At 62.8% G+C, this 25822-nt stretch carries 17 protein-coding genes; 10 read left to right on the top strand and 7 right to left on the bottom strand.

All coding sequences use genetic code 11. From position 1 onward, the window contains the following. The first annotated feature begins 3 nt into the window (after positions 1-3). From trpE to trpC, 4 genes are all read left to right on the top strand, one after another. Entirely contained in the window at positions 4-1506 is a 1503-nt protein-coding gene (gene trpE / locus KUV41_RS08165) for an anthranilate synthase component I (RefSeq protein ID WP_206943185.1), read from the top strand. Between the two features lie 245 nt (positions 1507-1751). After that, the gene (locus tag KUV41_RS08170) at positions 1752-2333 is read left to right on the top strand and encodes an anthranilate synthase component II (RefSeq protein ID WP_222483682.1); all 582 of its coding nucleotides are present in this window, start codon (positions 1752-1754) and stop codon (positions 2331-2333) included. A gap of 18 nt (positions 2334-2351) precedes the next feature. Next, entirely contained in the window at positions 2352-3371 is a 1020-nt protein-coding gene (trpD, locus tag KUV41_RS08175) for an anthranilate phosphoribosyltransferase (RefSeq protein WP_222161922.1), read from the top strand. Positions 3372-3451: 80 nt separating this feature from the next. Continuing rightward, complete coding sequence (trpC, locus tag KUV41_RS08180) at positions 3452-4252, top strand: indole-3-glycerol phosphate synthase TrpC (protein ID WP_206943000.1); 801 nt, start codon at positions 3452-3454, stop codon at positions 4250-4252. 167 nt (positions 4253-4419) lie between these two features. Here trpC and KUV41_RS08185 read toward each other — a convergent pair whose 3' ends face one another. Together KUV41_RS08185 and KUV41_RS08190 are read right to left on the bottom strand one after the other, a co-directional pair. After that, positions 4420-6252, bottom strand: a complete 1833-nt coding sequence (locus KUV41_RS08185) for a cation:proton antiporter (RefSeq protein ID WP_222161924.1) — start codon at positions 6250-6252, stop codon at positions 4420-4422. Between the two features lie 161 nt (positions 6253-6413). Continuing rightward, complete coding sequence (locus tag KUV41_RS08190) at positions 6414-9557, bottom strand: FAD-binding and (Fe-S)-binding domain-containing protein (RefSeq protein WP_222485510.1); 3144 nt, start codon at positions 9555-9557, stop codon at positions 6414-6416. A gap of 351 nt (positions 9558-9908) precedes the next feature. Between KUV41_RS08190 and serS the strand changes: the two genes are divergently transcribed. Next, on the top strand, positions 9909-11186 hold the full coding sequence (gene serS, locus KUV41_RS08195) for a serine--tRNA ligase (RefSeq protein ID WP_206942994.1): 1278 nt from the start codon (positions 9909-9911) through the stop codon (positions 11184-11186). 141 nt (positions 11187-11327) lie between these two features. Here the strand turns inward: serS and KUV41_RS08200 are convergent, their stop codons facing one another. Continuing rightward, the gene (locus tag KUV41_RS08200) at positions 11328-12170 is read right to left on the bottom strand and encodes an SIMPL domain-containing protein (RefSeq protein WP_222485512.1); all 843 of its coding nucleotides are present in this window, start codon (positions 12168-12170) and stop codon (positions 11328-11330) included. Between the two features lie 520 nt (positions 12171-12690). Between KUV41_RS08200 and KUV41_RS08205 the strand changes: the two genes are divergently transcribed. Continuing rightward, positions 12691-13881: an AI-2E family transporter gene (locus tag KUV41_RS08205; protein ID WP_222161928.1), complete on the top strand. Its 1191-nt coding sequence runs from the start codon at positions 12691-12693 to the stop codon at positions 13879-13881. Positions 13882-13938: 57 nt separating this feature from the next. Here the strand turns inward: KUV41_RS08205 and KUV41_RS08210 are convergent, their stop codons facing one another. Together KUV41_RS08210 and KUV41_RS08215 are read right to left on the bottom strand one after the other, a co-directional pair. Further along, positions 13939-15888 (bottom strand): alkaline phosphatase D family protein, encoded by a 1950-nt coding sequence (locus tag KUV41_RS08210; RefSeq protein WP_206942988.1) that lies wholly within the window; start codon positions 15886-15888, stop codon positions 13939-13941. Between the two features lie 505 nt (positions 15889-16393). Continuing rightward, positions 16394-18046, bottom strand: a complete 1653-nt coding sequence (locus tag KUV41_RS08215) for an FMN-binding glutamate synthase family protein (protein WP_222485514.1) — start codon at positions 18044-18046, stop codon at positions 16394-16396. A 367-nt stretch (positions 18047-18413) separates the two neighbouring features. On the opposite strand from KUV41_RS08215, the gene KUV41_RS08220 reads away from it, so the two are divergent. The 4 genes from KUV41_RS08220 to KUV41_RS08235 all read left to right on the top strand — a co-directional run bounded on the left by KUV41_RS08220 (position 18414) and on the right by KUV41_RS08235 (position 23481). Next, a complete protein-coding gene (locus KUV41_RS08220; protein WP_045994373.1) occupies positions 18414-18620 on the top strand; it encodes a cold-shock protein in 207 nt (68 codons plus the stop codon). 324 nt (positions 18621-18944) lie between these two features. Next, positions 18945-20714, top strand: coding sequence for an SLC13 family permease (locus KUV41_RS08225; protein WP_206942984.1), 1770 nt, complete (start codon positions 18945-18947; stop codon positions 20712-20714). Between the two features lie 359 nt (positions 20715-21073). Then, positions 21074-21742 carry an alpha/beta hydrolase gene (locus KUV41_RS08230; RefSeq protein ID WP_206942982.1) on the top strand — a complete coding sequence of 223 codons (669 nt, stop codon included), beginning with the start codon at positions 21074-21076 and terminating at the stop codon, positions 21740-21742. A 119-nt stretch (positions 21743-21861) separates the two neighbouring features. Beyond that, positions 21862-23481, top strand: coding sequence for a sensor domain-containing diguanylate cyclase (locus KUV41_RS08235; protein ID WP_222485516.1), 1620 nt, complete (start codon positions 21862-21864; stop codon positions 23479-23481). 157 nt (positions 23482-23638) lie between these two features. On the opposite strand, the gene KUV41_RS08240 is transcribed toward KUV41_RS08235, so the two are convergent. Beyond that, entirely contained in the window at positions 23639-25042 is a 1404-nt protein-coding gene (locus KUV41_RS08240) for a PhoH family protein (protein ID WP_206943184.1), read from the bottom strand. A 376-nt stretch (positions 25043-25418) separates the two neighbouring features. Further along, a complete protein-coding gene (nirD, locus tag KUV41_RS08245; protein ID WP_222485518.1) occupies positions 25419-25805 on the bottom strand; it encodes a nitrite reductase small subunit NirD in 387 nt (128 codons plus the stop codon). Positions 25806-25822: the final 17 nt, after the last annotated feature.

Genomic DNA, 25822 nt, shown 5'->3' on the forward strand with positions numbered 1-25822 from the left:
ATGATGACCCCCGAGCGTTTTGCTGAGCTGGCCGACGCTGGCTACAACCGTATTCCCGTTACCCGTGAGCTGATGGCCGATCTGGACACGCCGTTGTCCACCTACCTGAAACTGGCCGATCAGCCTTGGACCTTCCTGCTCGAATCCGTCACTGGCGGCGAAAAGTGGGGGCGTTACTCGATCATTGGCCTGCCCTGTCGTGAGCGCATCGAAGTGCGCGGTCATCTGGTCAAGCACATCGTCGATGGTGAAGCGTCCGGGCTCACCGAGGCCGAAGATCCGCTAGCCTGGATCGAAGAGTTCCAGAGCCGCTTCAAGGTGCCGGTGCTGGATGACCAGCCGATCTTTGACGGTGGTCTGGTGGGCTATTTCGGCTACGACACCATCCGTTACATCGAACCCCGCCTCGCCGGCGTCGAGAAGGATGATCCCATCGGGGTGCCGGATATTCTGCTGATGGTGTGCGATGAGCTGGTCGTGTTCGACAACCTTTATGGGCGCTTGACCCTGTGGACCCACGCTGACCCGGCGACGCCTTCCGCCTATAGCGCCGCGCTGTCACGACTGGAAGCGCTAGAGGAGTCACTGCGCAGCCCGCTGGCGCTGCCTTCCCGGCTTCCCGGCCAGGCTCGACCGCAGGTCGAGGAGGGGCACTTTACCTCTGGGTTCACGGAAGAAGGGTTCAAGGCCGCCGTGGAGAAGATCAAGGACTATGTGCTGGCCGGAGACGTGATGCAGTGCGTGCCGTCCCAGCGTATGTCCATCGACTTCGAGGCAGAGCCGCTGGATCTGTATCGTGCCCTCAGAAGCCTGAATCCGTCGCCCTACATGTTCTTCTTCAATCTTGATGATCACCATGTGGTGGGCGCCTCGCCGGAGATCCTGACGCGGCTGGAAGATGGCATGGTGACCGTGCGCCCGATCGCCGGGACCCGTGTGCGCGGCAAGACCGAGGCCGAGGACAAGGCGCTGGAAGAGGACCTGCTGGCAGACCCCAAGGAAGTCGCCGAGCATCTGATGCTGATCGACCTGGGGCGCAATGACGTGGGCCGCATCTCCGAGACCGGTAGCGTCGAAGTGACCGACCAGATGGCCATCGAGCGTTACTCGCACGTCATGCACATCGTCTCCAACGTGACCGGCAAGTTGAAGCCTGGCTACAGTGCCATGGATGTCCTGCGTGCCACCTTCCCAGCGGGTACCTTGTCCGGCGCGCCGAAGATTCGTGCCATGGAGATCATCGACGAGGTCGAGCCGGTGAAGCGCGGCGTCTACTCCGGAGCTGTGGGCTACCTGTCCTGGCACGGCAACATGGATACCGCCATCGCCATTCGCACGGCCGTGATCAAGGATGGCCAGCTGCACGTGCAGTGCGGCGCAGGCGTGGTGGCGGACTCGGTCCCCCAGTCGGAGTGGGACGAGACGCTGAACAAGGGCCGTGCCCTGTTCCGCGCCGTCGCCATGGCCGAGCAGGGTCTCGACAAGCCGGGTGGGCGCAGCCGCTGAAGGCAGGCGGCAGACGCGCCAGGCTTGACAGTCCTGAGGTCGACACACACTATAAGCCCATGATGAATATGAATCCGACAACATCCCGTGATCGCCAGCAGTGGTGGCGCCCCTTCAACTGAAGAGGGCGGAAGACCCCGTGCCAGCCAACGGGATGTCGTGACAGCAGAAGTGCCGCCCATGAGGCGGCATTTTTGTGTGGTTCGTCTCGATGGGTGAAGCCAAATTTTGATTCTGGAGCCAACATGATCTTGATGCTCGATAACTACGATAGCTTCACCTACAACATCGTACAGTACCTGGGGGAGCTGGGAGCCGAGGTGGTGACGCGGCGTAATGACACCATCAGCCTGGATGAGATCGAGGCCATGGCACCGAGTCATATTGTGGTGTCGCCGGGACCCTGTACCCCCAACGAGGCGGGTATCTCGCTGGACCTGATTCGCCACTTCGCCGGCAAGCTTCCGCTGCTGGGTGTCTGCCTGGGACATCAGGCCATTGGCCAGGTGTTCGGTGGCAAGGTGGTGCGAGCGCCCCAGGTCATGCATGGCAAGACCTCTGACATTCGCCACTCTGGCCAGGGCGTGTTCAAGGGACTGGATGACCCCCTGTCGGTCACGCGCTATCACTCCCTGGTGGTCGAGAGAGAAAGCTTGCCCGAGTGCCTGGAAGTGACCGCCTGGACCGATGCGGACGACGTGACGCCAGGCTTGATCATGGGCTTGCGTCACAAGGAGCTGCCCATCGAAGGCGTCCAGTTCCACCCGGAGTCGATTCTGTCCCGACAAGGCCACGAAATGCTGGCCAACTTCCTTGAGCGCCACTGAACCGATCAGGAGACTAGCATGCAGATGACCAATGCCATCGCGGCGGTGATGCGCCGGGAAAATCTTGGCCGCGAGCAGGCTTACGCAGTGATGAATACCATCATGACCGGCGAAGCGACCGACGCTCAGGTCGCCGCCTTTCTGATGGGCATGGCCATGAAAGGGGAGACCGCTGAAGAGATCACTGGCTGCGCCCAGGTGATGCGCGATCTGATGACCCCGGTCCGGTTGTCCTGCGAAAACGTGGTTGACATCGTCGGTACCGGCGGGGATGGGGCAAACCTGTTCAACGTCTCCACCGCGTCCAGTTTTGTGGCGGCCGCTGCCGGGGCCCATGTGGCCAAACACGGCAATCGCGGCGTGTCCTCGTCCTCCGGCAGCGCAGACCTGTTTCAGGTGGCGGGCATTGGCCTTGATCTGGATGCTGAGCAAGTGGGCCGCTGTATCGAGGAAGTGGGTGTTGGCTTCATGTTCGCGCCGAACCACCACCCGGCCATGCGTCATGCGATCGGCCCGCGTCGTGAGATGGGGGTGCGCACGCTGTTCAACATCCTGGGTCCGCTGACCAATCCGGCGGGGGCGCCCAATCAGTTGTTGGGGGTGTACCATCCGGATCTGCTCGAGCTGATGGTCGAAGTACTGAGGAAGCTGGGCAGCCACCACGTTCTGGTGGCCCATGCCGAGGATGGACTGGATGAAATCTCTCTGGCCGCGCCGACCCGGATTGCCGAGCTCAAGGATGGTGAGATTCATCGCTACACCCTGACTCCAGAAGACGTGGGCATCGAACGACAGTCCCTCGATTCGCTGAAGGTCAGTAGCGCCGAGGACAGCCTGCGCCTGGTGGAAAAGGCGCTGACCGGTGAAGGGCCCGCTGCCGATATTGTCGCGCTCAATGCCGGTGCTGCCTTGTACGCCGCCGACGTGGCGGACTCCCTAAAGGAAGGGGTGCTGATGGCCCAGGATGCCCAAGGGACGCGGCTGGCGCTGGAAAAAATGAAGGAGCTGGCGCACTTCACGCGAGTCTTCGCGCAGTGACCGCGACGGCTTGGACGTCAGTGACGACTGTTTTGACGCCGTAATGGCATGCCCGCAGGGGCCGCAAGGAGAATCACAACATGGCCAATGCCACCCCGACGATCCTCGAGAAGATTCTCGAGCGCAAGGATGAAGAAGTTGCCAGCAGGCGCCAACAGGTGAGTGAGCAGGCGCTGCTCGAGCGGGCTCGCGAGCAGGATGCGCCGCGGGGCTTCGTGCGCGCGCTGGCGGAGCGCATCCGTGAAGGCGATCCCGCGGTGATTGCCGAGATCAAGAAGGCATCGCCATCGAAGGGACTGATCCGCGAGGACTTTCGTCCCGCCGAGATTGCCGAGCAGTACGCTCGTGGAGGCGCTGCATGTCTCTCCGTGCTGACCGATGCAGACTTCTTCCAGGGACACGAGGACTACCTGGTGGCGGCCAGGGCTGCTTGCGACCTGCCGGTGATCCGCAAGGATTTCATTGTGCATGGCTATCAGGTCAGCGAGGCCAGGGCCATCGGAGCCGACTGTATCCTGCTGATCGTTGCTGCGCTGGACGACGTGAAGATGCAGGACCTTCACCAGCAGGCCGGTGAGCTGGGCATGGACGTGCTGGTGGAAGTCCATGATGCCCATGAACTCGAGCGGGCACTGGCACTTAACCTGGCGTTAGTGGGGATCAACAACCGCGACCTGCACACCTTCAACACGCGGCTCGAGACGACCCTGGACCTGCTGCCGCGGATTCCGCCGAATGTCACCGTCATCACCGAGTCGGGGATTCACGATCGCCATGACGTGCTGCGCATGCGTGAGCATGACGTCAACGGCTTCCTCGTGGGCGAGGCCTTCATGCGTGAGGAGGAGCCTGGGGAGGCACTGAGGCGGCTATTCTTCTGACGCTCGTCCGAGCGCACTAGACTTTGTCCGCTGGGGTGTTTGCCCCACCAACAGGTGTCCCGCATGTCTTCCCATATGACTTGGGCCGGTCGTTTGACCGGCCCAAGACGTTTTCAGGCGAGAGACGGCTTAGGGCGGAAGGTGGCCTCATGCAAGAGGCGGCTGGCTCAGGTGATGTCGCCACCGGGCATGACCAGCCGGATGACATGATCGCCCTTGCGCGGGCTGAGCGGTGCATCCGCACTGGCAATCCTCGGTCGCCCCGACGAGCCGATGCAGATGAGAGGCGCTGTACGGGTGCCGGGTGCGCCGATGGGGGGCGCCGCCTTCTCGCCCGAAGGCCTCAGCACCTGGCGATGGCGTGGGGTTTCCGTCAGTTTCTCGACCTCGAAGCGGGCGCCTCGCTCGACCAGGCTGGATAGCTGGGCAAAGGTCATCTCCCTGCCGAACAGGTAGGGCACGTGTTCAATGGCAGTGGCATGCTGCCGTCTGGCCTGGCGGCCCAGGTTGACCGCCAGGCGAAACACCTGGCCCTGGCCGAGCAGGTGCTCGAAGTGCAGTGCCGCCAGGTCGTTGAGCTCGCGGTAGGGAGACAGCGGCACGAGGTAGCCGATGCCGGTCAGCTCCATGTGCTGGGAGGCGTGTTCCGACAGCGGGTCACCGTAATAGGCGGACAGCTTTTCGGCGCGCGCCGCTTGCACGGCATCCCAGCTTGAATCGGTCAGCAGTACCCCAAGGCCTGCCTGGCGCAGGCAGTGTGCCATCTGGCGGGCCACCGGGTTGGCGCCAATGATCAGTACGCCATGGGCGGAAGGGCGGCGCACCTTGAGCCAGTCTCCCACCGGTCGAGCGAGCAGGCTCTGTGACACCACTGTTGCGATGATGACCAGAAAGGTCACCGGCACCAGCCGATCGGCGCCGGGCACTCCGATCTCTTCGAGACGCAGGGCGAATAGCGATGCCACGGCGGCGGCGACGATACCGCGAGGAGCAATGAACGCCAGCAAGCCTTTCTCGCGCCAGTCCAGGCCACTGCCAATAGTGCATAACCATACCGCCAACGGACGGACCAGCAGCAGCAACACCGCCAGGAAGGCCCAGGCAGGCCATCCCAGCAATGCCAGCTGCTCCACGGTCAGGCGCGCTGCCAACAGGATGAACAGGCCAGAGATCAGCAGTACTGACAGCGTTTCCTTGAACTCGATGATCGGCCGTGTCGGCACCCCGCGCATGTTGGCAAGCCAGGCCCCCATCACGGTAACGGTCAGCAGCCCCGATTCATGGAACAGGGCGTTGGATACCGTGAAGAGCCCCAGCATGGTCATCAGAGTGCCAAAGCTGTGCAGGCGCTGTGGCAGCAAGTGCTGGCGCAGCACCTGGCCCCACAGGTAGCCGCCGGCCACACCGAGCCCGAAACCGACCAGCGCCGTCTGGGCGAACAGCGCCAAGGTATGCGGTAGCGCCTGGGTGCCGGAACCCAGTGCCACGAATTCATACACCAGTACGGCACCGATGGCGCCCACCGGGTCGATCAGAATACCTTCCCAGCGCAGGATCTGGGTCAGGTGTTCACGGGCCCGCAGCGTCTGCAGTAGCGGCAGGATGACCGTCGGTCCCGTCACGACCAGCAGCGCACCAAGCAGACTCGCCATCTCCCAGCTCAGCTGCAACAGCCAGTGTGCCGCCAATGCACCGCACACCGCAGTGATCAGGGCGCCCCAGGTCACCAGTCGTCGCACCGTGCGGCCATGGCCGCCGAGCTCGCGAAAGTTCAGGGTCAGGCTGCCTTCGAACAGGATCACCGCCACCGCCAGCGACACCAGCGGAAACAGCAGGTCGCCGAACAGCGCGTCGGGGTCCAGCAGGCCCGTGACAGGGCCGGCGGCGATGCCTGCAATCAACAGGGTCAGGATGGCGGGAACCTTGAGACGCCAGGCCAGCCACTGTGACCCCAGTGCCAGCAGGCCCACGCTGGCCAAGGTGAGTCCGGCATGCTCCATGATCGGTTGACTCCGAAAAGAGAAAAGCCGCGCAGACTAGCGGCGCGGCGTCCATCATGCAATGCATTCGCCTTATAGACGTCAACGATGGTCTGACTGTTGCTCGATGGGAGCCACCGCATCTCGCTGCCGCGGGTTCTCTCTGCTCCCGGGGCAGCGCCTCAGCTGGCGCGGCGCAGGGCCTCCAGCAGAGCCTGCAGCGGGTGGGGCAACTGCAGGTCCGAGAAACGCTTGGTCTGGCTGCGGCAGGAATAGCCGGTGGCCAGCAGTCGCCCCTGGGCGCCATGTTGCTGCACGACGGGCTCCCACGACTGAGCATAGATGGTGCGTGACGTCGCCAGGTTGCGGGCTTCATGCCCGTAGGTGCCGGACATGCCACAGCAGCCGGATGCCAGCGGTGCCAGGTCCAGCCCGAAGCGCTCGAACAGCTGTTGCCAGGCCTTGGGGCTGCCGGGCGCCTGGGTCTTCTCGGTGCAGTGCGACAGCAGCTGGAAGGGCGCCTCCTGGCTCAGGTCCAGTCCGCTGGGGACCAGGCCATTGCCTAGGCTGAGCAACCATTCCTGCAGCATCAGCACCTCCGGAACCGCGTCCGCCCCCAGTGTCTTCACGTACTCCTGTCGGTAAGTCAGGGTCATGGCGGGGTCGATGCCGACCAGGGCGACGCCACTGCTGGCCAGCGCCCTGAGTTCCCGAGCACGGCGTCGGGCGGTGCGCTCGAAGGCCCCCAGGAAACCCTGCACATTGAGCGGCTTGCCGTTGGGCTTGAAGGGCGCCACGAAGACGCGGATATCCAGTCGTGACAGTAGCTCCACCACATCGGCGACCAGCCTGGCTTCGAAGTGGCTGGTAAAGGCGTCCTGTACCAGGATCACACTGCGTGCCTTCTGGCGCTCGCTCAGCCGGCCAAGGGTCAACGGCGTAGCCTGTGGCACGCCCCAGGCCTTGAGCTGCTTGCCAAGGCGTGCTTGCGACAGGCGCGGACTGTCGACCATGCCCAAGCCATCACGCAGCAGCCGATCCACCAATCGATGGTTCAGCGCGGCGTTATAGGCGGGCGCCAAGGGAGCCAGTGCCGGCAGCATGAACTCCAGTCCGCCGATCAGGTAGTCCCGTAGCGGACGCAGATAGCGACCGTGATAGACCTCGAGAAACTGCGAACGGAAGGCGGGGACATTGACCTTGACCGGACATTGGCCAGCGCAGGACTTGCAGGCCAGGCAGCCGGCCATGGCGTCGTAGACCTGGTGGGAGAAATCGTCCTTGCCGCGCAGACTGTTGCGCGCCCGTCCGGGCAGGTGCTTGAGCCATCCCAGCAGCGTTTCTTCTCTCTTGCGTTGCGCTTCCTCGACCACATCGATGCCGGCCTGGCCCTGCAGGCGCAGCCACTCGCGCATCAGGCTGGCTCGCCCCTTGGGGGAGTGCACCCGGTCCCGCGTGGCTTTCCAGGACGGGCACATGGCGTCATTAGGGTCATAGTTGTAGCAGGCGCCGTTGCCGTTGCAGTAGACCGCATCTGCGTGGGCCTGCCAGACCCGCTCATCGATCTGGCGATCGAAGTCCCCACGCATGGGCACCTTGTCAATCGCCAGCAGGCCCGGATCGGTGGCCGTCACCGTGGTGTCGCTGCTGGAGTCGTCGACGCGGTCAGCCCCGAGGGGCGTGGCAATCTTGCCGGGGTTGAGCTGGTTGTGGGGATCGAAGGCACCCTTCAGTCGGCGCAGGCTGGGGTACAGCTCACCGAAAAAGGCCGGCGCATACTCCGAGCGAACCCCCTTGCCGTGCTCGCCCCACAGCAGGCCATGATAGCGCTGGGTGAGGGCGGCCACCTCGTCGGAGATCTCCCGGATCATGGCCTGCTGCTGCGGGTCTTTCATGTCCAGGGCCGGACGCACATGCAGCACGCCGGCATCGACATGGCCAAACATGCCGTAGTCGAGACCCCGGGCGTCGAGCAAGGCACGGAATTCGGCAATGTAGTCGGCCAGGTGCTCTGGCGGAACGGCGGTATCCTCGACAAAGGGCAGGGGCCGTTTCTCGCCCTGCACGTTGCCCAGCAGACCCACGGAGCGCTTGCGCATGGCATAGACGCGACCAATCGCCTCGCGCCCCTCTGCACGGGTGTAGCCCAGCCTTGTGACGCTGGTATCGCTGTCCAGAGCCTGGCAGAACTCGGCGACCCTGGCGCTCAGGCGATCCGGGTCGTCGTCGTTGAACTCCACCAGATTGATGCCTTCGATGGTCATGCCCGCTTCCACCGGGAAGAACTCGGCAACCGCGTCCCAGACGAAGTCTTCCATGGCCAGGCTCAGTACCTTGTCGTCCACCGTCTCGATCGACGTGGGACGCAGCGCCTGCTGCGAGTCCGGTGAAGCGCCACCGGCCATCAGCGCCTTGGCATCGGCCAAGGCATCCATGAAGCTTGGGTAGCGGATGTTCACCAGCACCGCATGGCGAGGAATCGGCAGCACGTTGAGCACCGCTTCATTGGTCAGCGCCAAGGAGCCTTCTGCGCCGCACAGCACGCTATTCAGGTTCAGTCGACCGTCGTCGCTGCGCAGGTGAGCCAGGTCATAGCCCGTCAGGCAACGGTTGAGCGGTGGAAAGATGGCGTCAATCTGAGCGCGCTGGTGATCGATGATCTCCCGAGCCACCCGGTAAGCACGCCCCCTGGCGGTCTGTTCCTGGCACAGTGCGGCCAGTTCGCTCTCGTCCACGGGTCCCGTGACCAGCCGCTCCCCACCGATCAGGATGCTGTCCAGTTCGAGTACGTGATCGCGGGTCTTGCCGTAGGTGCAGCTGCCCTGGCCACTGGCATCGGTGGCGATCATGCCGCCGATGGTCGCCCGATTGGAGGTGGATAGCTCAGGGGCAAAGAACAGACCGTGGGGCCTCAGGGCAGCATTCAGCTGATCCTTGACCACACCTGCCTGAACCCGCACGCGGCGGTTTTCCACGTCGATCTCGAGAATCTGGTTCATGTGGCGGGAGACATCCACCACCAGGCCGTCGCTCAAGGATTGTCCATTGGTGCCGGTACCGCCCCCACGCGGCGTCAGCGTCACCTGGCGGAATTCATCGCGCCCGGCCAGTCGGCCCAGCAGCACCAGATCGTCGGCGTGGCGTGGAAAGACCGCGGCCTGGGGCAGGCGCTGGTAAAGGGAATTGTCAGTGGCCAGCACCGTCCGACTGGCATAGTCGGGAGCCATCTCGCCCTCAAAGCCTTCGTTCTTCAATGTCGTGAGGAAGGTGACATAGTGCTGGTCAAGGTCGGTCGCGGTGTCAACAAGAGGCAGGGAAGCGATCATGGTCTCGGTCGAAGCTGGCCCCGCATTGGCGAGTTGTAGCGCTCGCGACAGGGCGGAAGAATGAGGTGTGCCTACTTTACCGCGACTTTGGCTGCGATACATCCTGAACCCGGCTGTCCCTCGTGTCCGGTAACGCCAGCATCTGCCAGGCCGGTGGTGTCAGCCCGGGCCAATGGCGTCGCCTGCGGGATTTGCCTACAATGACTGGCCTGCGCGGAGGGCGCCCGAGCCGAATGCCTCGACCTGTGGTGAGTCATGGCTCGTTGGCGATGCAGTATGTCGGCCCACGGCGCCTCCGCACCAGACTGATACGTCATCTCCATTTCCTACATAGCCGACGGACCCGATTCCATGCTCGATCCGAAACTGCTGCGCGGCGACCTCGACACGGTCGCGACACGACTGGCCACCCGCGGATATACCCTCGACAGTTCAGCGCTGTCATCGCTGGAGGCCCGGCGCCGTGAGCTGCAGGCCGAGACCGAGCGCCTGCAGAACGAGCGTAATACACGCTCGAAGGCTATCGGCAAGGCCAAGGCGGCGGGAGAAGATATTCAACCGCTGCTTGATGAGGTGAGTGATCTGGGCGAGCGCCTGGACGCGGCAAAACATGCTCTGGGCGGCGTCCAGGGGGAGTGGGACGATATCGTGGCGGGCATCCCCAATCTGCCCCACGACAGCGTGCCCGCGGGCAAGGACGAAAGTGACAATGTCGAGGTGTCCCGCTGGGGAACCCCGGCTGAGTACGCCTTCGAGGTGCAGGATCACGTCGACCTGGGCGCCAAGAAGGGCGACCTGGACTTCGAGGTGGCCGCCAAGCTCACGGGCGCTCGCTTTGCCGTCATGCGAGGCCCCATCGCTCGGCTGCACCGTGCCCTGACCCAGTTCATGCTCGACAAGCAGACGCTGGAGCACGGCTATGAAGAGTGCTACGTGCCCTATATGGTCAACCGCGATTCGCTGTACGGTACCGGCCAGTTGCCGAAATTCGGCGAGGACCTGTTCAAGCTCGATGACGAGCGTGAGTTCCACCTTATCCCCACCGCCGAAGTGCCGCTGACCAATCTGCTGCGCAATGAAATCGTCGATGCCAAGTCGCTGCCGCTGAAGCTGACGGCGCATACACCGTGCTTCCGCAGCGAGGCGGGCTCTCATGGTCGCGATACTCGCGGCATGATTCGTCAGCACCAGTTCGACAAGGTCGAAATGGTTCAGCTAGTGGATCCTGCGACCAGTTATGACGCCCTGGAAGAGATGCGCGGCCACGCCGAGGCCATCCTGCAAGCGCTGGAATTGCCGTACCGTGTGGTGACTCTGTGCACCGGCGATATGGGCTTCTCCGCGGCCAAGACCTACGACCTTGAAGTCTGGCTGCCCAGCCAGGCCACCTATCGTGAAATTTCCTCGGTATCCAACTGTGAGGATTTCCAGGCACGACGCCTGCAGGCTCGTTTCCGTGCCCAGGGGGAAAAGAAGCCCCAGCTTTTGCATACCCTGAACGGCTCAGGCCTGGCCGTGGGCCGCTGCCTGATTGCCGTGATGGAAAATCATCAGAATGAAGACGGCTCGATCACCGTGCCCGAGGTGCTCAGGCCGTATATGGGTGGCGTCGAGCGCATCAACATCTAGAAAGCCCGGCAGCAGCGGTGATTCCAGCGCGGCAACAAAGCCCCCGGTAGGGACCCTACCGGGGGCTTTGTCGTGTTGAGCGCAGGTGGTCCAGCCGCCGCTTGCCGTCAAGCCATGTGGCTGGCGGCCTGGTCGCTGTCCTCAGGGACTGGACGCGGTTGCCGCCTGACCGTCCGGGTGATCGGCCGACGGGCTTTCCTGTCCTGCCAAGGCCCAGCGCACCTGGACGCCAGCGTCGATGGTAATGTTGCCGGGGCTGTAGTCTGCCGCACCGCCGCTTTCCGCCATGTCGGCGCGCATGGCCATCATGCGTGGCTGGAACACCGGGGCGTTGGTCTCGCTGACCTGAACCACGTCACCCAAGGTAACGCCCAGGGTATCGGCCATCAGTTCGGCCTTGGCACGAGCACGCTCCAGCGCCTGAGTTAGTGCCTGATCGCTGGCAGCATCGCGATCGGCGAGGTCGTAGCTGACCCCATCCAGAGCGTTGACGCCTGCAGACGTCAGCGCGTCAAGCAGGGTGGGCAGGCTGTCCAGGTCGCTGATGGAAAGACGGATCGGTCGTTCGAGGCGGGTGCGTACCATGGGGGTCGGGTTGTCGCCATTCTGGCTCGCGCGATGCAGCATTTCCTGCTGCACACGCAGCGATCCGGCGTTGATGGCATCACGCTCAAGCCCGGCGTCCTCCAGCGCGGCGATCAGCTCAGCGGCCCTGGACTCCAGCTTGGAGCGGGCCTGACCGAGGGCCTCTGCGTGATCGCCACTGTCTTTCTCCTGGGCAATAGCGGGGGTCAGCTCCCATAGCCGTGCGCTCAAGGTCGCCTTGTCGGGAGCCACCTGGAGCTCTGACTGCGCCTGAATATCCAGGTAGCGCTGCGGCGCCGGTTCGCTGGCCAGCAGGGGACCGCTGGCAAGTGCCAGGCCAAGCCCGAGCCCCAGCAGGGCGGCAGGGGAAAAGCGGCGGCGGGGATGGGTCAGTGCCATGATGTGCTCCTTGGGTGTTCCCTTTCCTATGGTCTTGTGTGCCGGGTGGCAGCTATCCGAGAGACAGCCTTGGTGCGACGGTTGTGGCTCGACCCGCACGGTGAGACTGGCCTTCCGCCGGCCCCGGCGATTCAGTCCTTCGACGTCGCCAATGGCGATGCGTTCCTGGCCTGGCAAGAACGTCCATGATAGTTGCATGGTTGCAGTCGCGTTCAATGACGGCATGGCCGAGGGCGATGGACATGGGCCTCCCGCTCAGAGCCCAAGGCCTTGAGTTTACGTACCTGGGCCCAAGGGCCCGGGCCTGCAACGTATTGTGGTAGCGGTCATGTTACTTTGTGCTGAAATGATTGGCAGGGCAGTATGTCGTGCGAGCCGGATGCGGCCTGGACGGGAGTGTGGCCGAGGACGTCATTGTCTCGGTGGCGTGTAGGCCCGTCAGCAAGCCCACGGCATGCGTTGAGTCGCTGCCACCCCAGTCAAGGACGACCTGACCTACCTGACAGAGGAGTACAGGTGCATGGAAGACGATGTCAATGCGCAGGAAGAGCGCAGACTTCCCCTCAACTTGACCCTGGCGCTGGCGGCGCTGGTGGTCATTGTCGCGGGGATGCGGGCCGGCTCCGATCTGCTGGTGCCGGTGTTGCTGTCGCTGTTCATTGCCGTGGTGTGTACCGCTCCGGTGCAATGGCTGCACGAGCGTGGCCTGGGACTGCGCTCCTCGGTGTGGCTGACGCTGGTGGTCATCGGGGGCATGCTCAGTCTGCTGGCGCTGTTGCTGGTCAATACGGTCAGCACCTTCTCCGAAGCGCTGCCCGGCATTGAAGAGAAGCTCTACGAATATTATCTGCGCCTGCTGGATGGTCTGGCGAGCATGGGGCTGGCCATCGATACCCAGCGTCTGGCGGGTTTTCTTGATACCGAGCAGCTGGGCGAGTGGATCCCTGCGCTGCTCAGCCAGTTGGGCAACCTGATGATGCAGAGCATGGTGGTAGCCTTGCTCGTGGTATTCATGCTGTTCGAAACCCTGAATTTCCGGGACAAGGTGTCGCGGGCGCTGGCGAATCCCGCGCCTAGTCTCGAGCGGTTCAACGAGTTCAGCCACACGCTCAAGCGATATCTGGCCGTCAAGACGGTGATCAGCCTGATTACCGGTGCTCTGGTGTGGATCGCCTGCCAGATCGTGGGAGTAGACTTCCCGCTGCTGTGGGCGGTGCTGGCCTTTGCGCTCAATTACATCCCTAACATTGGCTCCGCTATCGCTGCGATCCCCCCTGTGTTGCTGGTACTGGTCTCCCCGGAGGGTGGCCTGGGAGATGCCTTGCTGCTGAGCCTGGCCTACCTGTCGATCAACTTCGTGATGGGCAACCTGATCGAGCCGCGGGTCATGGGGCGCGCCCTGGGCTTGTCTACCTTCGTCGCGTTTCTGTCGCTGGTCGTGTGGGGCTGGATCTTCGGCGTCACCGGCATGTTGCTGTCGGTGGTGCTGACCATGACGCTGAAGATTGCCCTGGACAGTCATCCCCAGACGCGCTGGATCGCACACTTGCTCGGCCCGGCCAAGGGTGGGCCGGTGGAAGACGCCAGCCGACCGCTGGCAGAGCGCGTGCGGATGGCCAAGCTGCACCGCCAGGCCATGCGCAAGGGAGTGCGAGGACTGATGTCCCGGGAGCCGTCCTCGAAGGACCAGGCTCGCTCCAACGATCGCTGAGCCGTCAGGCAGGACCTGCGAGCGCCGAGACGCCTGGGTCCTGCCTGCGCGGGCAGGTCACGGCGCCTTGTCGGGCGGGGGAAAGGTGACCTCCATTCCACGGGCATCGAGCTGGCGAATGTCGTCCGGGCTTCCGTCCTCGGCCAGCGTGATCAGGCCGATGCCTGGCCCATTCCATAGCCGCTCGCCTGCCTTGGCGTGGTCAGGGTCGCGCGGTTCGACGGCCATTGGACGGCGCTGGGTAAACCAGTTGAGGGGCGAGCGTGGGGAATACAGCCAGCGGTTGAGCCGATCGAAGGTATCCAGCAGGGTGTCGGGAAAGCAGTTCTTGATCCCGCTGGAGGTCACCTGCCAGATCTTGGGCCCCTGGCGACGATGGCGAATCCGAATGTCATAGACAAAGGAGTAGTGCACGTCGCCGGAGAGAATGACGTAGTGCCCCGGGGTTCGGGAGTGGCGAAAGATGTTGAGCATGACGCTGGCGGCGCCGCGATGGGCCATCCAGTTTTCCGCGTCCACCATCAGGGGTTTACCCGCCAGGGTGAAGAGCTTCTGGATCGCTTCGATCAGCTTGACGCCGAACATCGGGGCCGGTGACACAATGACCACCGAGGGGGCATCGATCAGTTCCTGTTGAAACTCTGACAGTGCCTCCCAGTCCATCAAGCCCGACGGACGGTGGGGCTTGCGCCCATTGCGCCAGCGGCGCGTGCGGGTATCCAGGACCACCAGGCGGGGCGTCCCCTCGACCTGAAACTCCCAGCCCTCGAAGCGGAAGAGTCGCTCAAGGCAGGCATCCTGATCGGCAGCCGACAGCCAGCCCTGGCGCTGGCGCGCGTCCTCGAGCAAGGCCTGGGCGTCGTCCAGGGGAGTCTTGAGGCGATCCGGATCGTTGCCCCAGCCCTGGCACAGCAGGTAGGCCATCAAGGCATTGCCGATGATTCGCTTGGAGAAAGGATGCCCATAGGCCGTTTGCTCCCACTGGGCGGTCAGATTCCAGTCATCGGTGACGTCGTGATCGTCGAAGATCATCAGGCTGGGCAGATGCGCCATGACCCTGGCCGCGGCGGGCAGCGTCTCGACAAAGTCATCAATGACACGGGCCTGTTCCTGGTAGCGTTCGCGATGCTCGTCATCGAGTTCGGGGCAGGTCAGCTCGATGATGCGCCAGGGAGTCGGGGACCACACCAGCAGGTACATGGCCATCATTTCGGCGAAGGTCATCAAGTGATTGGCGGCGCTGGCCGAGGTGAACACCGGCTTGCGCACGCCGCCGAAGAAGCGATCCTTGAGGTCATCGGTGCTCTTGACGTTCGGCAACAGCTCTTCCCTGCGGTAGTAGCTGGCAGCGCTTGCGTAGAGCGCCGGGCTATCGTCGATCACCGCGCCTTCGAGCACTTCATCGAATAACCCCAGGCGCTTGATGAGTGCGTGGATGGCCACCAGCATCGGGCCAGCGACGTCATCCGCGTAGACCTGATCCCCGGTCATCAGTAGCCAGGCGGGCATCGCCTCGGGGTGGTCAAGCTGCCCGGCCAGCCAGCTGTCCAGGTGCGCCAGACCATCGGGGCCATCGTAGTGGGGGCGGCGACAGGAGCCATGCAGCAGCCGTCGATGACTGGAGGCCAGGACGAAGCGGGGGGCGGACTGGCCGTCGTGGCAGAGGTGAGGGGCCCATCTTGCAGCACCTTGTCCAAGGCTGTCCGGGGCATTCTGCTCCACGACCTGAAGGTCATAGGCGATCAGAGTGTCCTGCGGAAGCGGGGCATCCACGGCGGCGTCGATGAGATACAGCCAGGCATGGCGCCCCAGGGGAATCTTGCGGTAGTCGTCGTCGCCGAGCACTCGGCGGTGAGGCGCTTCATCCTGCGGCGTAAGCTCCAGCTTCAGCGTCAGCTCGCGACTGGTGACCAGCCATGCTCGGAATCTCTCGCGCGTCAGGCGTCGCAGGATGGGCCCGGCAAGGATAGCGGGCAGGTCATGGTCTGACGTTCCAGTGTCGTTCATGGCGATCCTGTCGATGTCGTCGTGCTGGCAACAGCATGATGAGGTTCAGATACTGCAAAGAATATCATCGCTGCTCGGCACTGAAACCCGGCTCACGCCTCCTGTGGCTGCGGTGGTCGTGGTGGTGGTGGTGGCAGCAATAATGATCGTCGGTGCTAGTGACCACCGGACGGGTGCAGGCCGAGGCCTAAGAGTGGACATGATGTGCTGAAAGGGGGTCCGCCACCGGGTGAACAAGGCATCAATGCCGGCGCGAATGCCGGCGCGGACGAGTCGCTGCCCTTTAGCGCCTAGCCATGCTCGGGGGATGTGTCGGCACTTGCCTGCGCTGTGAAGCCTCTCTGCTGCCATGCATCATCAGCGTCGCGAGCAGGCTCAACAGCGTGAGTGCTGCGACAGTAGATAAAGGAAGGGCCGCCGCGGTATCCGTGTGAGGGAGTGGGCCTGGTGCGACGAGCGGCGGGGAGCCTACAGGCCTTTCGCGTCATGAAAGGCCCGTAGGGCATCAAAGCAGCTTGGTTTGCCTGAGACTTTGCAGCGCGTCAGGTGCATCGAAGCTACTGGCGTTCGCCAGGTCCCAGAACTCACGGTACAGCGGGTGGTCCTTGGCGCCCCCACGCAGCAGCTCGCCTGGCGCCAGGCTATCTATCAGGCTGATGTAAGGCAGAGCCTTGCCGTTATCCAGGCGGCGGATGATATGTTCCGGGCCCAGCTCGTCGGGGTGGTACAGGCCTGCGGCTTCCAGCATTTCACACAGAGCGAACTTGGTGTTGGCATGGAAGTTCTTGACTCGCACGGCCTTATCATCCACATCCAGGCGGCTGCCACGGGCCTTGTCCTGGGTAGCGATACCGCTGGGGCACTGGTCGTTGTGACAGCTCTGGGCCTGGATACAGCCGAGCGAGAACATGAAGCCCCGGGCCATGTTGACCCAGTCTGCGCCTAGCGCGAGGGTGCGTGCGATGTCGAAGGCGCTGATCAGCTTGCCGCTGGCGGCGATACGGATGTCGTCGCGCAGGCCTGCGCCCACCAGGGTATTGTGAACCAGGATCAGGGCGTCGTTGAGGGGCATACCCAGGCGATTGATGAACTCCAGCGGGGCCGCGCCGGTACCTCCCTGTCCTCCGTCGACGACGATGTAGTCGGGATGATCGCCACATTCCAGCATGGCCTTGACGATGGCAAACCATTCCCAGGGATGTCCCAGCGCCAGTTTGATGCCCACCGGTTTGTCACCGGACAGCTCCCGCAGCTGCTGAATGAAATGAATCATCTCGCAAGGGGTAGAGAACGCCGAGTGGCGAGAGGGGGAGAGGACGTCCTGGCCTTCCGGGACACCGCGGGTGGAGGCGATTTCGGCGGTGACCTTGGCGCCGGGAAGAATGCCGCCGTGGCCGGGCTTGGCCCCTTGGGACAGCTTGATCTCGATCATCTTCACTTCGTCGCGGCGAGCGTTGTGGCGAAACTTCTCGGGATCGAACCCGCCATCTTCCCTGCGGCAGCCGAAATAGCCGGAACCGATCTGCCAGACCAGATCGCCACCACGCAAGTGATAGGGCGAGATGGCTCCTTCGCCGGTGGTGTGATAGAAGCCGCCTTCTTTCGCGCCCTCATTGAGGGCGCTGATGGCGTTGGGTGACAGAGCGCCAAAGCTCATGGCGGAAATGTTGATCACGCTGGCCCGGTAGGGGTGGGCGCGCTGCTCTCCGACCACAATGCGAAAGTCGTGATCGGTGATGTCCACGGGTGACAGTGACGGGCCCATCCATTCATATCCCGGGGCACTCATGTCTCTCAGTGAACCGAAGGGTTTCTTGTCGCTGGTGCTCTTGGCACGGCGATAGACCAGCGAGCGCTGTTCCCGCGAGAAGGGCGCCTCGTCGGTGTCGGACTCAATGAAGTACTGGCGAAACTCAGGACCGATGGACTCCAGAAAGTAGCGGATGTGGGCAAGAATAGGGTAGTTGCGGCTGACGGTGCGACGTCGCTGCACGATATCGTAGATGCCCAGTGCGGTGAGGGCACCGAACGCCAGCACGCCGGCCAGCCACCAGGCCGAGGACGTTCCGACGCCGATCACGCTGACGATGAGGCCTGCAATGGCGAGGTAGAACGCGCCGAAGCGAGTCGGAGCGTGGCGTGACAGTAAAGAGGCCATGAAGAGCTCCCTGCAGCTCAGGTCGAAGGAAAACGCTGCCAACCATGCAAGCATATAACCCTGCTTGGGCATAGTATGCCGGGCCCGCCGTGACGACTTGGCACACTGCATGACGCAGCGGGAGCGGGAAGGGCTGGACGGGTTAGGTAAATTGAGCCGGCACCGTCATCTTCTCGTCATCCAGGGCAAATAGTGTTTGACCTTGGCGCCAAGACGGCGCATGCTGCTGGCAGTTGGTTAGCAAGTTGAACGTCTCAGAGGTCATCGAAGCATCCTAGCGTCGATTGCCCGGGGAAAGGTTTCTTGTTTTACCCACTGCAACTCGGGTATCTCCCGGTCAATAAACACGCTAGTCGAGGATTCGATCATGGCAACTGGTACAGTCAAGTGGTTCAACGACACTAAGGGCTACGGCTTCATTTCTCCGGACGACAACGGTGACGACCTGTTCGCTCACTTCTCCGAGATTCAGGCTGACGGCTTCAAGTCCCTGCAGGACGGCCAGAAGGTCTCCTTCGAGGTGACTCAGGGCAAGAAAGGCCTCCAGGCCTCCAACATCAAGGTCATCGACTAAGTCGATCCCTTGATGGCCGCGTAAGCGGCAGCGTCCTTCGAGGGCGCGACGATAAAGGCTCGCTTCGGCGGGCCTTTTGCGTTTTTGTGCCTTTAAAAGCCTTCTGGTTGTCAGCCTCTTCTCAGAGTGATGATATTGCCGGCGAGCTATTCTGCTGCTGCGGCTGATAGACACGAAAGTGTGTAGGGATGGGGAGCTGTCCTGGAGAGATGTGCACAAGAAGTCTATATATGCCTGAAAGTGATAAAAAAATAATACATTGTAACTATTTAGCATAAGTTAAAGCAGGCACAATGAGCGCTGTCTCACCAGCAAGGCCACCCCATGTCTCTGGATGCCTGGATCGCTCTCTCTGTTGCTTGCGCTGTCTTTCCGTTGATGGCGCTCACCCGCGCCGGGCCAGACATGGTCATGATGGGCGCGTTGGTGGTGCTGCTCAGCCTCGGTGTCATCGATGCCCAGCAGGCGCTGAGCGGATTTTCCAGCAGCGGCCTGTTTACCGTGGCTTTCATGTACGTGCTGGTGGCCAGCTTGCGCGATACCGGGGGTATCGACCTGATCATTCGGCATGTGCTGGGGCGGCCGAAGGGCGTGCGTCATGCCATGGCGCGGCTGATCTGGCCGGTCACGGCGGTCAGCGGTGTGCTCAACAATACCCCGGTGGTGGCCACCTTCATTCCTGCCGTGATCAGCTGGAGCCGTCGTTTCTCCATCGCTCCTCAGTATCTGCTGATGCCCTTGAGCTTCGCGTCCATCCTCGGCGGCACCGTGACCTTGATGGGGACCAGTACCAATCTGGTGGTGCATTCGCTGATGCTGGAGCGCTTTCCGAACCTGCACCTGGGACTGTTCGAGATCGCCCTGGTGGGCGTGCCGATGGCGCTGGCCGGTGTGGGCTATCTGCTGTGGGCGGGGCCGCGCATGCTGTCTGGCCATCCCGGTAGCGAAGCCGCTTTTGCCAACCTGCGTGAGTTCACCATCGAGATGGAGGTAGACCCGCAGGGGCCGTTGGTTGACCGCACGGTAGAAGACGCCGGGCTGCGCCACCTGGCCGGTCTCTTTCTGGTCGAGATCGAGCGCGGTGGCAACGTGGTCAGCGTGGTGGGGCCTGGGGAGACCCTGAAAGGCGGCGACCACCTGGTCTTCGCCGGGACCACCGATGGTGCGGTGGAATTGCAGCAGATTCGTGGCCTGCGCCCCTCTCGGCTGGGTGAGTCCCACCTCGAGAAGGAATTTCGAGAGCGTCGCCTGGTCGAGGCGGTGGTCTCCGATCAGTGTCAGTTCATCGGCCAGAAAATTCGGGACGGACACTTCAGGACGCTGTACGGCGCTGCCGTGCTGGCGGTCTGCCGCAATGGGCGCCGGGTGGTGGGAAGCCTCGGCCAGATTCGCTTGCAGCCCTCGGATGTGCTGCTGCTTGAGGCTCGTCCTGCCTTCGTGGAGCGTCATCGCCAGTCCCAGGACTTTCTGTTGATCAGTCAGGTCAATGGTCAGGCGCGCCCCGCCTTCGACCGCGCTCTGCGCGCCTGGGGCATATTGGCGGCGGTGGTGCTGGTGGCCACCACGGGCCTGATGAGCATGATGAATGCGGCCATGCTGGGGGCTGCCGCGGCACTCTTGAGCGGCTGCGTCAGTGTGCGCAGCGCCCGCCGAGGCATGGACACCCAGGTACTGTTGACCATCGCTGCCTCGTTTGGCCTGGGGGCTGCACTGCACACCTCCGGCGCCGCCGATGCGGTGGCGGCCGGGCTACTGGAGCTGGTGGGCAATAGTCCCTGGGCCCTGTTAGTAGGCACCTACGTGGTGGTGGCCTTGTTGACCTCGCTGGTGACCAACAATGCCGCCGCCGTGATCACTTTCCCCATCGCCATGGCCGGTGCAGACAGCCTTGGCGTCAGCCCGTTGCCGTATGTAGTGGTGGTCATGTTTGCGGCCTCAGCGAGCTTCCTGACCCCTATTGGCTACCAGACCAACCTGATGGTCATGGGGCCTGGCGGCTACCGCTTGCGGGACTATCTGCGCCTGGGGGGGCCTCTCAACCTGCTGACCGCTGCCGTGGTGCTAGGACTTACCCCGCTGTTCTGGCCGTTCTAGCTGCCCAGAGCTGTCCGGTTTAGTAGCCCAGAGCTGTCCGGTTTAGTAGCCCAGAGCTGTCCGGTTTAGTAGCCCAGTGCTGTCCGGTTTAGTGGCCCAGTGCTGTCCGTTCTAGCCGCCGTTGTCGCAGGAAGGGGCGGCAGTGGTGGCAGTGGCAGCAGTGGCGGCAGAGGAAGAAACAGGCCCTTGGGCGGTGCGCCCTGCGACCCACGTCTCGTTATGCTCGCTGCTGTTGCCAAGCTTGAGGCTCGTTCCTGAGCGTATAGTGCGCTAGGGTAGCGACGTATTCCCTGAAAGCTGCGTGCGTTGCCACCTACCTGCGCTGCACTTAGAGCTGAAACACAGATAGAGACCCGCCCATGAGCAATAACGACCAGTTGGTCATCGAACCGCGTGGCGATGCACCCGCTGACGCCTGCATGATCATTCTCCATGGCCTTGGCGCCGACGGTCGGGATTTCGAGCCCGTCGTGCCGATGCTGCCCAGGCCTGACTATGCCCAGGTCCGCTTCATCCTGCCCCACGCGCCCCGTCTACCGGTGACCATCAATGGTGGCATGGTCATGCCTGCCTGGTACGACATTCTCGAGATGAGCCTGGATCGCCGCGTCGATGAGATGCAGCTGCGTCTTTCGGCCGAGCGTATCAAGGGCGTGATTCAATCCCAGATTGATGCCGGCATCGATAGTCGACGTATCCTGTTGGCTGGCTTCTCCCAGGGTGGGGCAGTGGCCTATGAAGCAGCGCTAAGCTTTGATCAGCCGCTGGGAGGGCTGCTGGCCATGTCGACCTACTTTGCCACGGCGAACTCGATCGAGCTGAATGACGCCAACCGCGACCTGCGTGTCGAGGTGCATCACGGCAGTATGGATCCTGTGGTACCTGAATCATTGGGCCGGGCAGCCTTCGCACGGTTGGAAGAGCTGGGCTATCACACGGTGTATCGGCAGTACCCCATGGCCCATGCGGTGTGTCCCCAGCAGATCGGCCATATCGGCGAGTGGATGAGTGAGCTGCTCAGCCGCTGAGGCCCGTTCCTGCGGCGGCCCATCGACGGGTAATGAGATTTTTCATCCAGCACAGGTAAGACGGTTCTTCTAAGCTTTTTCTTACAAAATTTTAAGAAATTGACTATGGGAACATGGGTATGTCATTGCTGGCATTCTTCCGACGTCGATGGTCCGCCGGAGTGCTTGAGCCGCCAACGGGCGCGGCTTTCAGCACTGAGCTCGACGCCTTGCTGGGGCAGGCACCGTCGATGGCGCTAAGCCTAGGCGCTGATGGTCTGGTCGTCTGGGCTAATAGCAGCCAGTGTCAGCAATTGGGCCTGTCGCTGGAGGCGCTGGTCGGGCAATCGCTGTCCCAGGTGTTTTGTCCCGAGGCTGCGAAAATACTGGAAACGGCCCTGGACCACTGCCGCGCCAGCGGATCGGGCTGGCAGGGAGTCGTTATCTGCAGCAAGGGGCCGCAACTGCGTCACCTCAGTAGCACCTTGCATCCCGTTCGCCGGGAGCCAGCCTGCTGGCTGTTGATGTCCCAGGATATCACCTTGCTGCAGCGCCAGGCCGCCTCGGCAGAACGCCTGAGTGAATCCATCGAGAGCAGCGTAGCACGGCTTCCGGGGGTCGTCTTTCGCCTGCATCAATCGCCCGCAGGCCAGCTATCGTTCGGTTATCTAGGACCCGGTTTCGAGGCGCAGACCGGCCTGTCACGGGCCCAGGCGCTGGAAGACGCCGAGGTGGTGCTGTCGCGCCTGGCCGAGGAAACGCGGGAGCAGCTGACGTTGGTACTGGCCCAGTCGCTGGTCAGCCTGACGCCGTGGCATCTGGATGTGAGGCTTGCGCGGCAGGGCGATGACAGTGGCGAAAGCGAGCGCTGGTTCGAGGCAAGAGGCACTCCACAGCGGTTCGAGGATGGTGCGGTGGTCTGGGATGGGCTGCTGCTGGATGTCACCAAACGCAAGCAAGCGGAAAGGCGCATTGCCAAGCTGGTGAGTACCGACGTGCTGACCGGGGTGATGAACCGCAGGGCGTTCTTTGAAGCGGGTGCGGGGGCCTTGGCCCGGCTTCGGCGACGCCAGGAGCCCGCCGTGCTGGCCATGCTCGACCTGGATCATTTCAAGGCACTCAATGACGCCTTTGGCCACTCCGCGGGGGATATGGTGCTCAAGGCATTTGCTGATACCTGTCGCCTGAGCCTGCGCCCCTATGACGTGCTGGCGCGGATTGGCGGTGAAGAATTCGTGGTGCTGCTGGCCGATGTAGTGGCCGAGGATGCCTGGGATATTCTAGAGCGTCTGCGGCGTAACGTTGAGACCACCACCTTGAAGGTGGACCATCGTGCCCTCAAGGTAACAGTGAGCATGGGGGCCATCAGTGTCGGCAAGGAAGAAAGTCTCGACATGGCGATGCGCCGAGTGGACGCAGCGCTCTACGAGGCGAAGCGAGCTGGGCGCAATCGTCTCAGTGGCCTCCTGCAACGTTTCGATGAAGTCAACGGTGGGTCGCAGCAGGCCCGTGAGTATTCCAGCATTCACAAGGAGTTGAAGATGGCGTTGAGCGAAGATCTGCGAATCCCGAAGGCCTGTCCTAACTGTGGCAGTCATAACATGCGCGTGCCCGCTACCAAGAACCCTGATGAGAAGGTGCACTGTGCCTCCTGCCAGAGCTACGTGTGCCTGTACTCTGAAGCGGCGGAAATGATCGAGAAGACGCCCAAGAGTGAAGAGGAAGCCTTGATCGAGAAGGCGATGAACCGCGACAAGTAAGCCGGGCGTGGGGCGGGTCGCCGCTTCGCTGCCGTTCAGCATGTAGACAGCGCCCCCGCCTTTGCAGGCGGGGGCGCTGGTGGTTCAGGGTGCCGCTAGGGGCGGGTCACTGTCGCACGACAGTGTTCGACAGAGCACGACAGAGCACGACAGAGCACTACAGCAGCTCCTCGCCGGCGAGGGCCAGGCGGGAGCGTTCCACGCTCTTCAAGGTCACGTGTCCAGCGTGGGGCCAGTTCTTGAAGTTCTGAACGACGGCAGCCATGCCGCAGGTGTTGGCGGTCAGGTAGGGGGTGTCGATCTGACCGACGTTACCCAGGCAGACGATCTTGGTGTTGCGCCCGGCACGGGTGATCAAGCTCTTGAGCTGTTTTGGGGTGAAGTTCTGCGCCTCGTCGATGATCAGGAAGGTGTCGTTGAGCGTACGACCGCGCATGAAGCCCGGCGCACGAATCTGCACCCGAGACGCCAGCAGCTGGCGCGTGGCATCCTGGTTCCAGGTTGAACTGCCGTCGTGCTCGTCTCGCAGCAGGTTGTCCATGTTGTCGTGGAAGGCGCCCATCCAGGGTGACATCTTCTCCTCTTCTGTCCCTGGCAAAAAACCGATGTCCTCGCTCATGGAAATGGGGGCACGGGTAAACACCACGCGCTCGAAGCGTTTGCTGTCCAGGGTCTGTTGAAAGGCTGCCGCCAGGGTCATGAAGGTCTTGCCGGTGCCCGCGCTGCCGGCCACCGTGACCAGATCGATGGCATCGTCCATCAACAGGTTAAGGGTAAAGTTCTGACGGCTGTCGTGGGCATGGACGCCCCAGACGCTGGCGCCGTGACGGTAGTTGGTCAATAGCTCCAGGGTGGCCTGGTGCGGGGCCAGTTCGCGCACGATGGCTTCGAAGCTGGCTTCGCTGTCAGCGTCGGAGACCAACATGCCAAGGTGCCAGTGGGCGGGGATCTCTCCGCTCAGGCGATAGATCACCTTGTCCTGTTCACGCTCCACCTTGACGTCCAGAGCCATGGCGTCCCACAGGTCATGACCGGCATCCGGGTAGACAGACACGCCATCGGTCATGGCGTCGGAGTCGTCAAAGGCACGGTCGGTCAGGTAGTCCTCGACGGGCACGCCCAGGGCGGCAGCCTTCACCCGCAGGTTGATGTCCTTGGTGACGAGAACGACCGATGCATCGGGTCGCTCCTGACGTAGTCGGCAGGTTTCTCCCAGCAGCCGGTTGTCAGGACTGTCCTCCAGGTTGTCAGGCAGGGTCAGGTCGGAGTAGCACAGCAGCCGGAGTCGGCCTTCAGGGCCGCTGACGCGGGTAATCGGAATGCCCTGGCGAATCTGGTCGATATCGACATTGGCGGTGAGGTCAGAGAGGGTCCGGCTGACTTGCCGGGCGGTGCGAGCAATTTCTCGGATGCCGTTCTTGTGCTTGTCGAGCTCCTCGAGCACGGTCATGGGGATAACCACTTCGTGCTCTTCGAACTGGTAGAGGGCGCTGGGGTCGTGGATCAGTACGTTGGTGTCCAGCACGTACAGTCGGGTGGCCTTCTTGTCGATGCGTACCATCGGCGCAGCTCTCCTGATGATCACCTTGGGCGTCAACATGACGCCTCGATGTCGACACTCTCAGCGCAACGTGTCAGAGATGTGACAGAGGCCGAGGTGTCGGCTTGCTCGCGTGGGGGTCCTCCTGTGGTGGCTGGGGCGACAGCCGCTCGCTGACGGCGTCGCTGTAAGGTCGTTGAGAAGGGCGGCAAAGACGGTCCTGCTCATTCTTTTGACCGTGATGTTCTCAACTGGTGCCTTCGACCTAAGCATGGACGATGACAGAAATGCTGCAAGGGCGAACAGTTTCAACGCTTGATGACGTTTTGCTGGCGGCGGCCCCGGCGATCCTTGCCGGAGCCCGCCAGACAGCCTGGCCAGCCCAGAGGCTCAAGACTCAGGTGGCGATCATGACCCTGTCCTGGTCGAAGGCCACCGGCCAGGTGCGCAGTTGGATACCGGGATCTTCCAGGCATTGGCCGTCGGCCAGTCGGTAGTGCTGCTTGTAAAGCGGGGAGGCCACCATCGGCTCCCCCTGATGGTCGCCCAGCAGACCGCGAGCGATCACATTGGCTTGGGCGACAGGGTCGTGGTGGTCGATGGCAAAGAGCTCCGTAGGTTGGCCCGGCAAATAGAACAGCGCGACCTGGTGGGCGCCGTCACTGCCGTCGCACCAGGCAGCAACGCCGGAGTACGCCACCAGATCGCTGCGCTGGCACAGCACGGTCCAGTGAGCCCCGTGCGCGGAGGGAGAGAGTGAAGCGTTCGGACAAGAAAGCGTCATGGTGGGTCCTCGGTATC

Origin of the sequence: Halomonas sp. DP8Y7-1, assembly GCF_019801685.1 — a bacterium.
GTDB lineage: Bacteria > Pseudomonadota > Gammaproteobacteria > Pseudomonadales > Halomonadaceae > Halomonas > Halomonas litopenaei_A.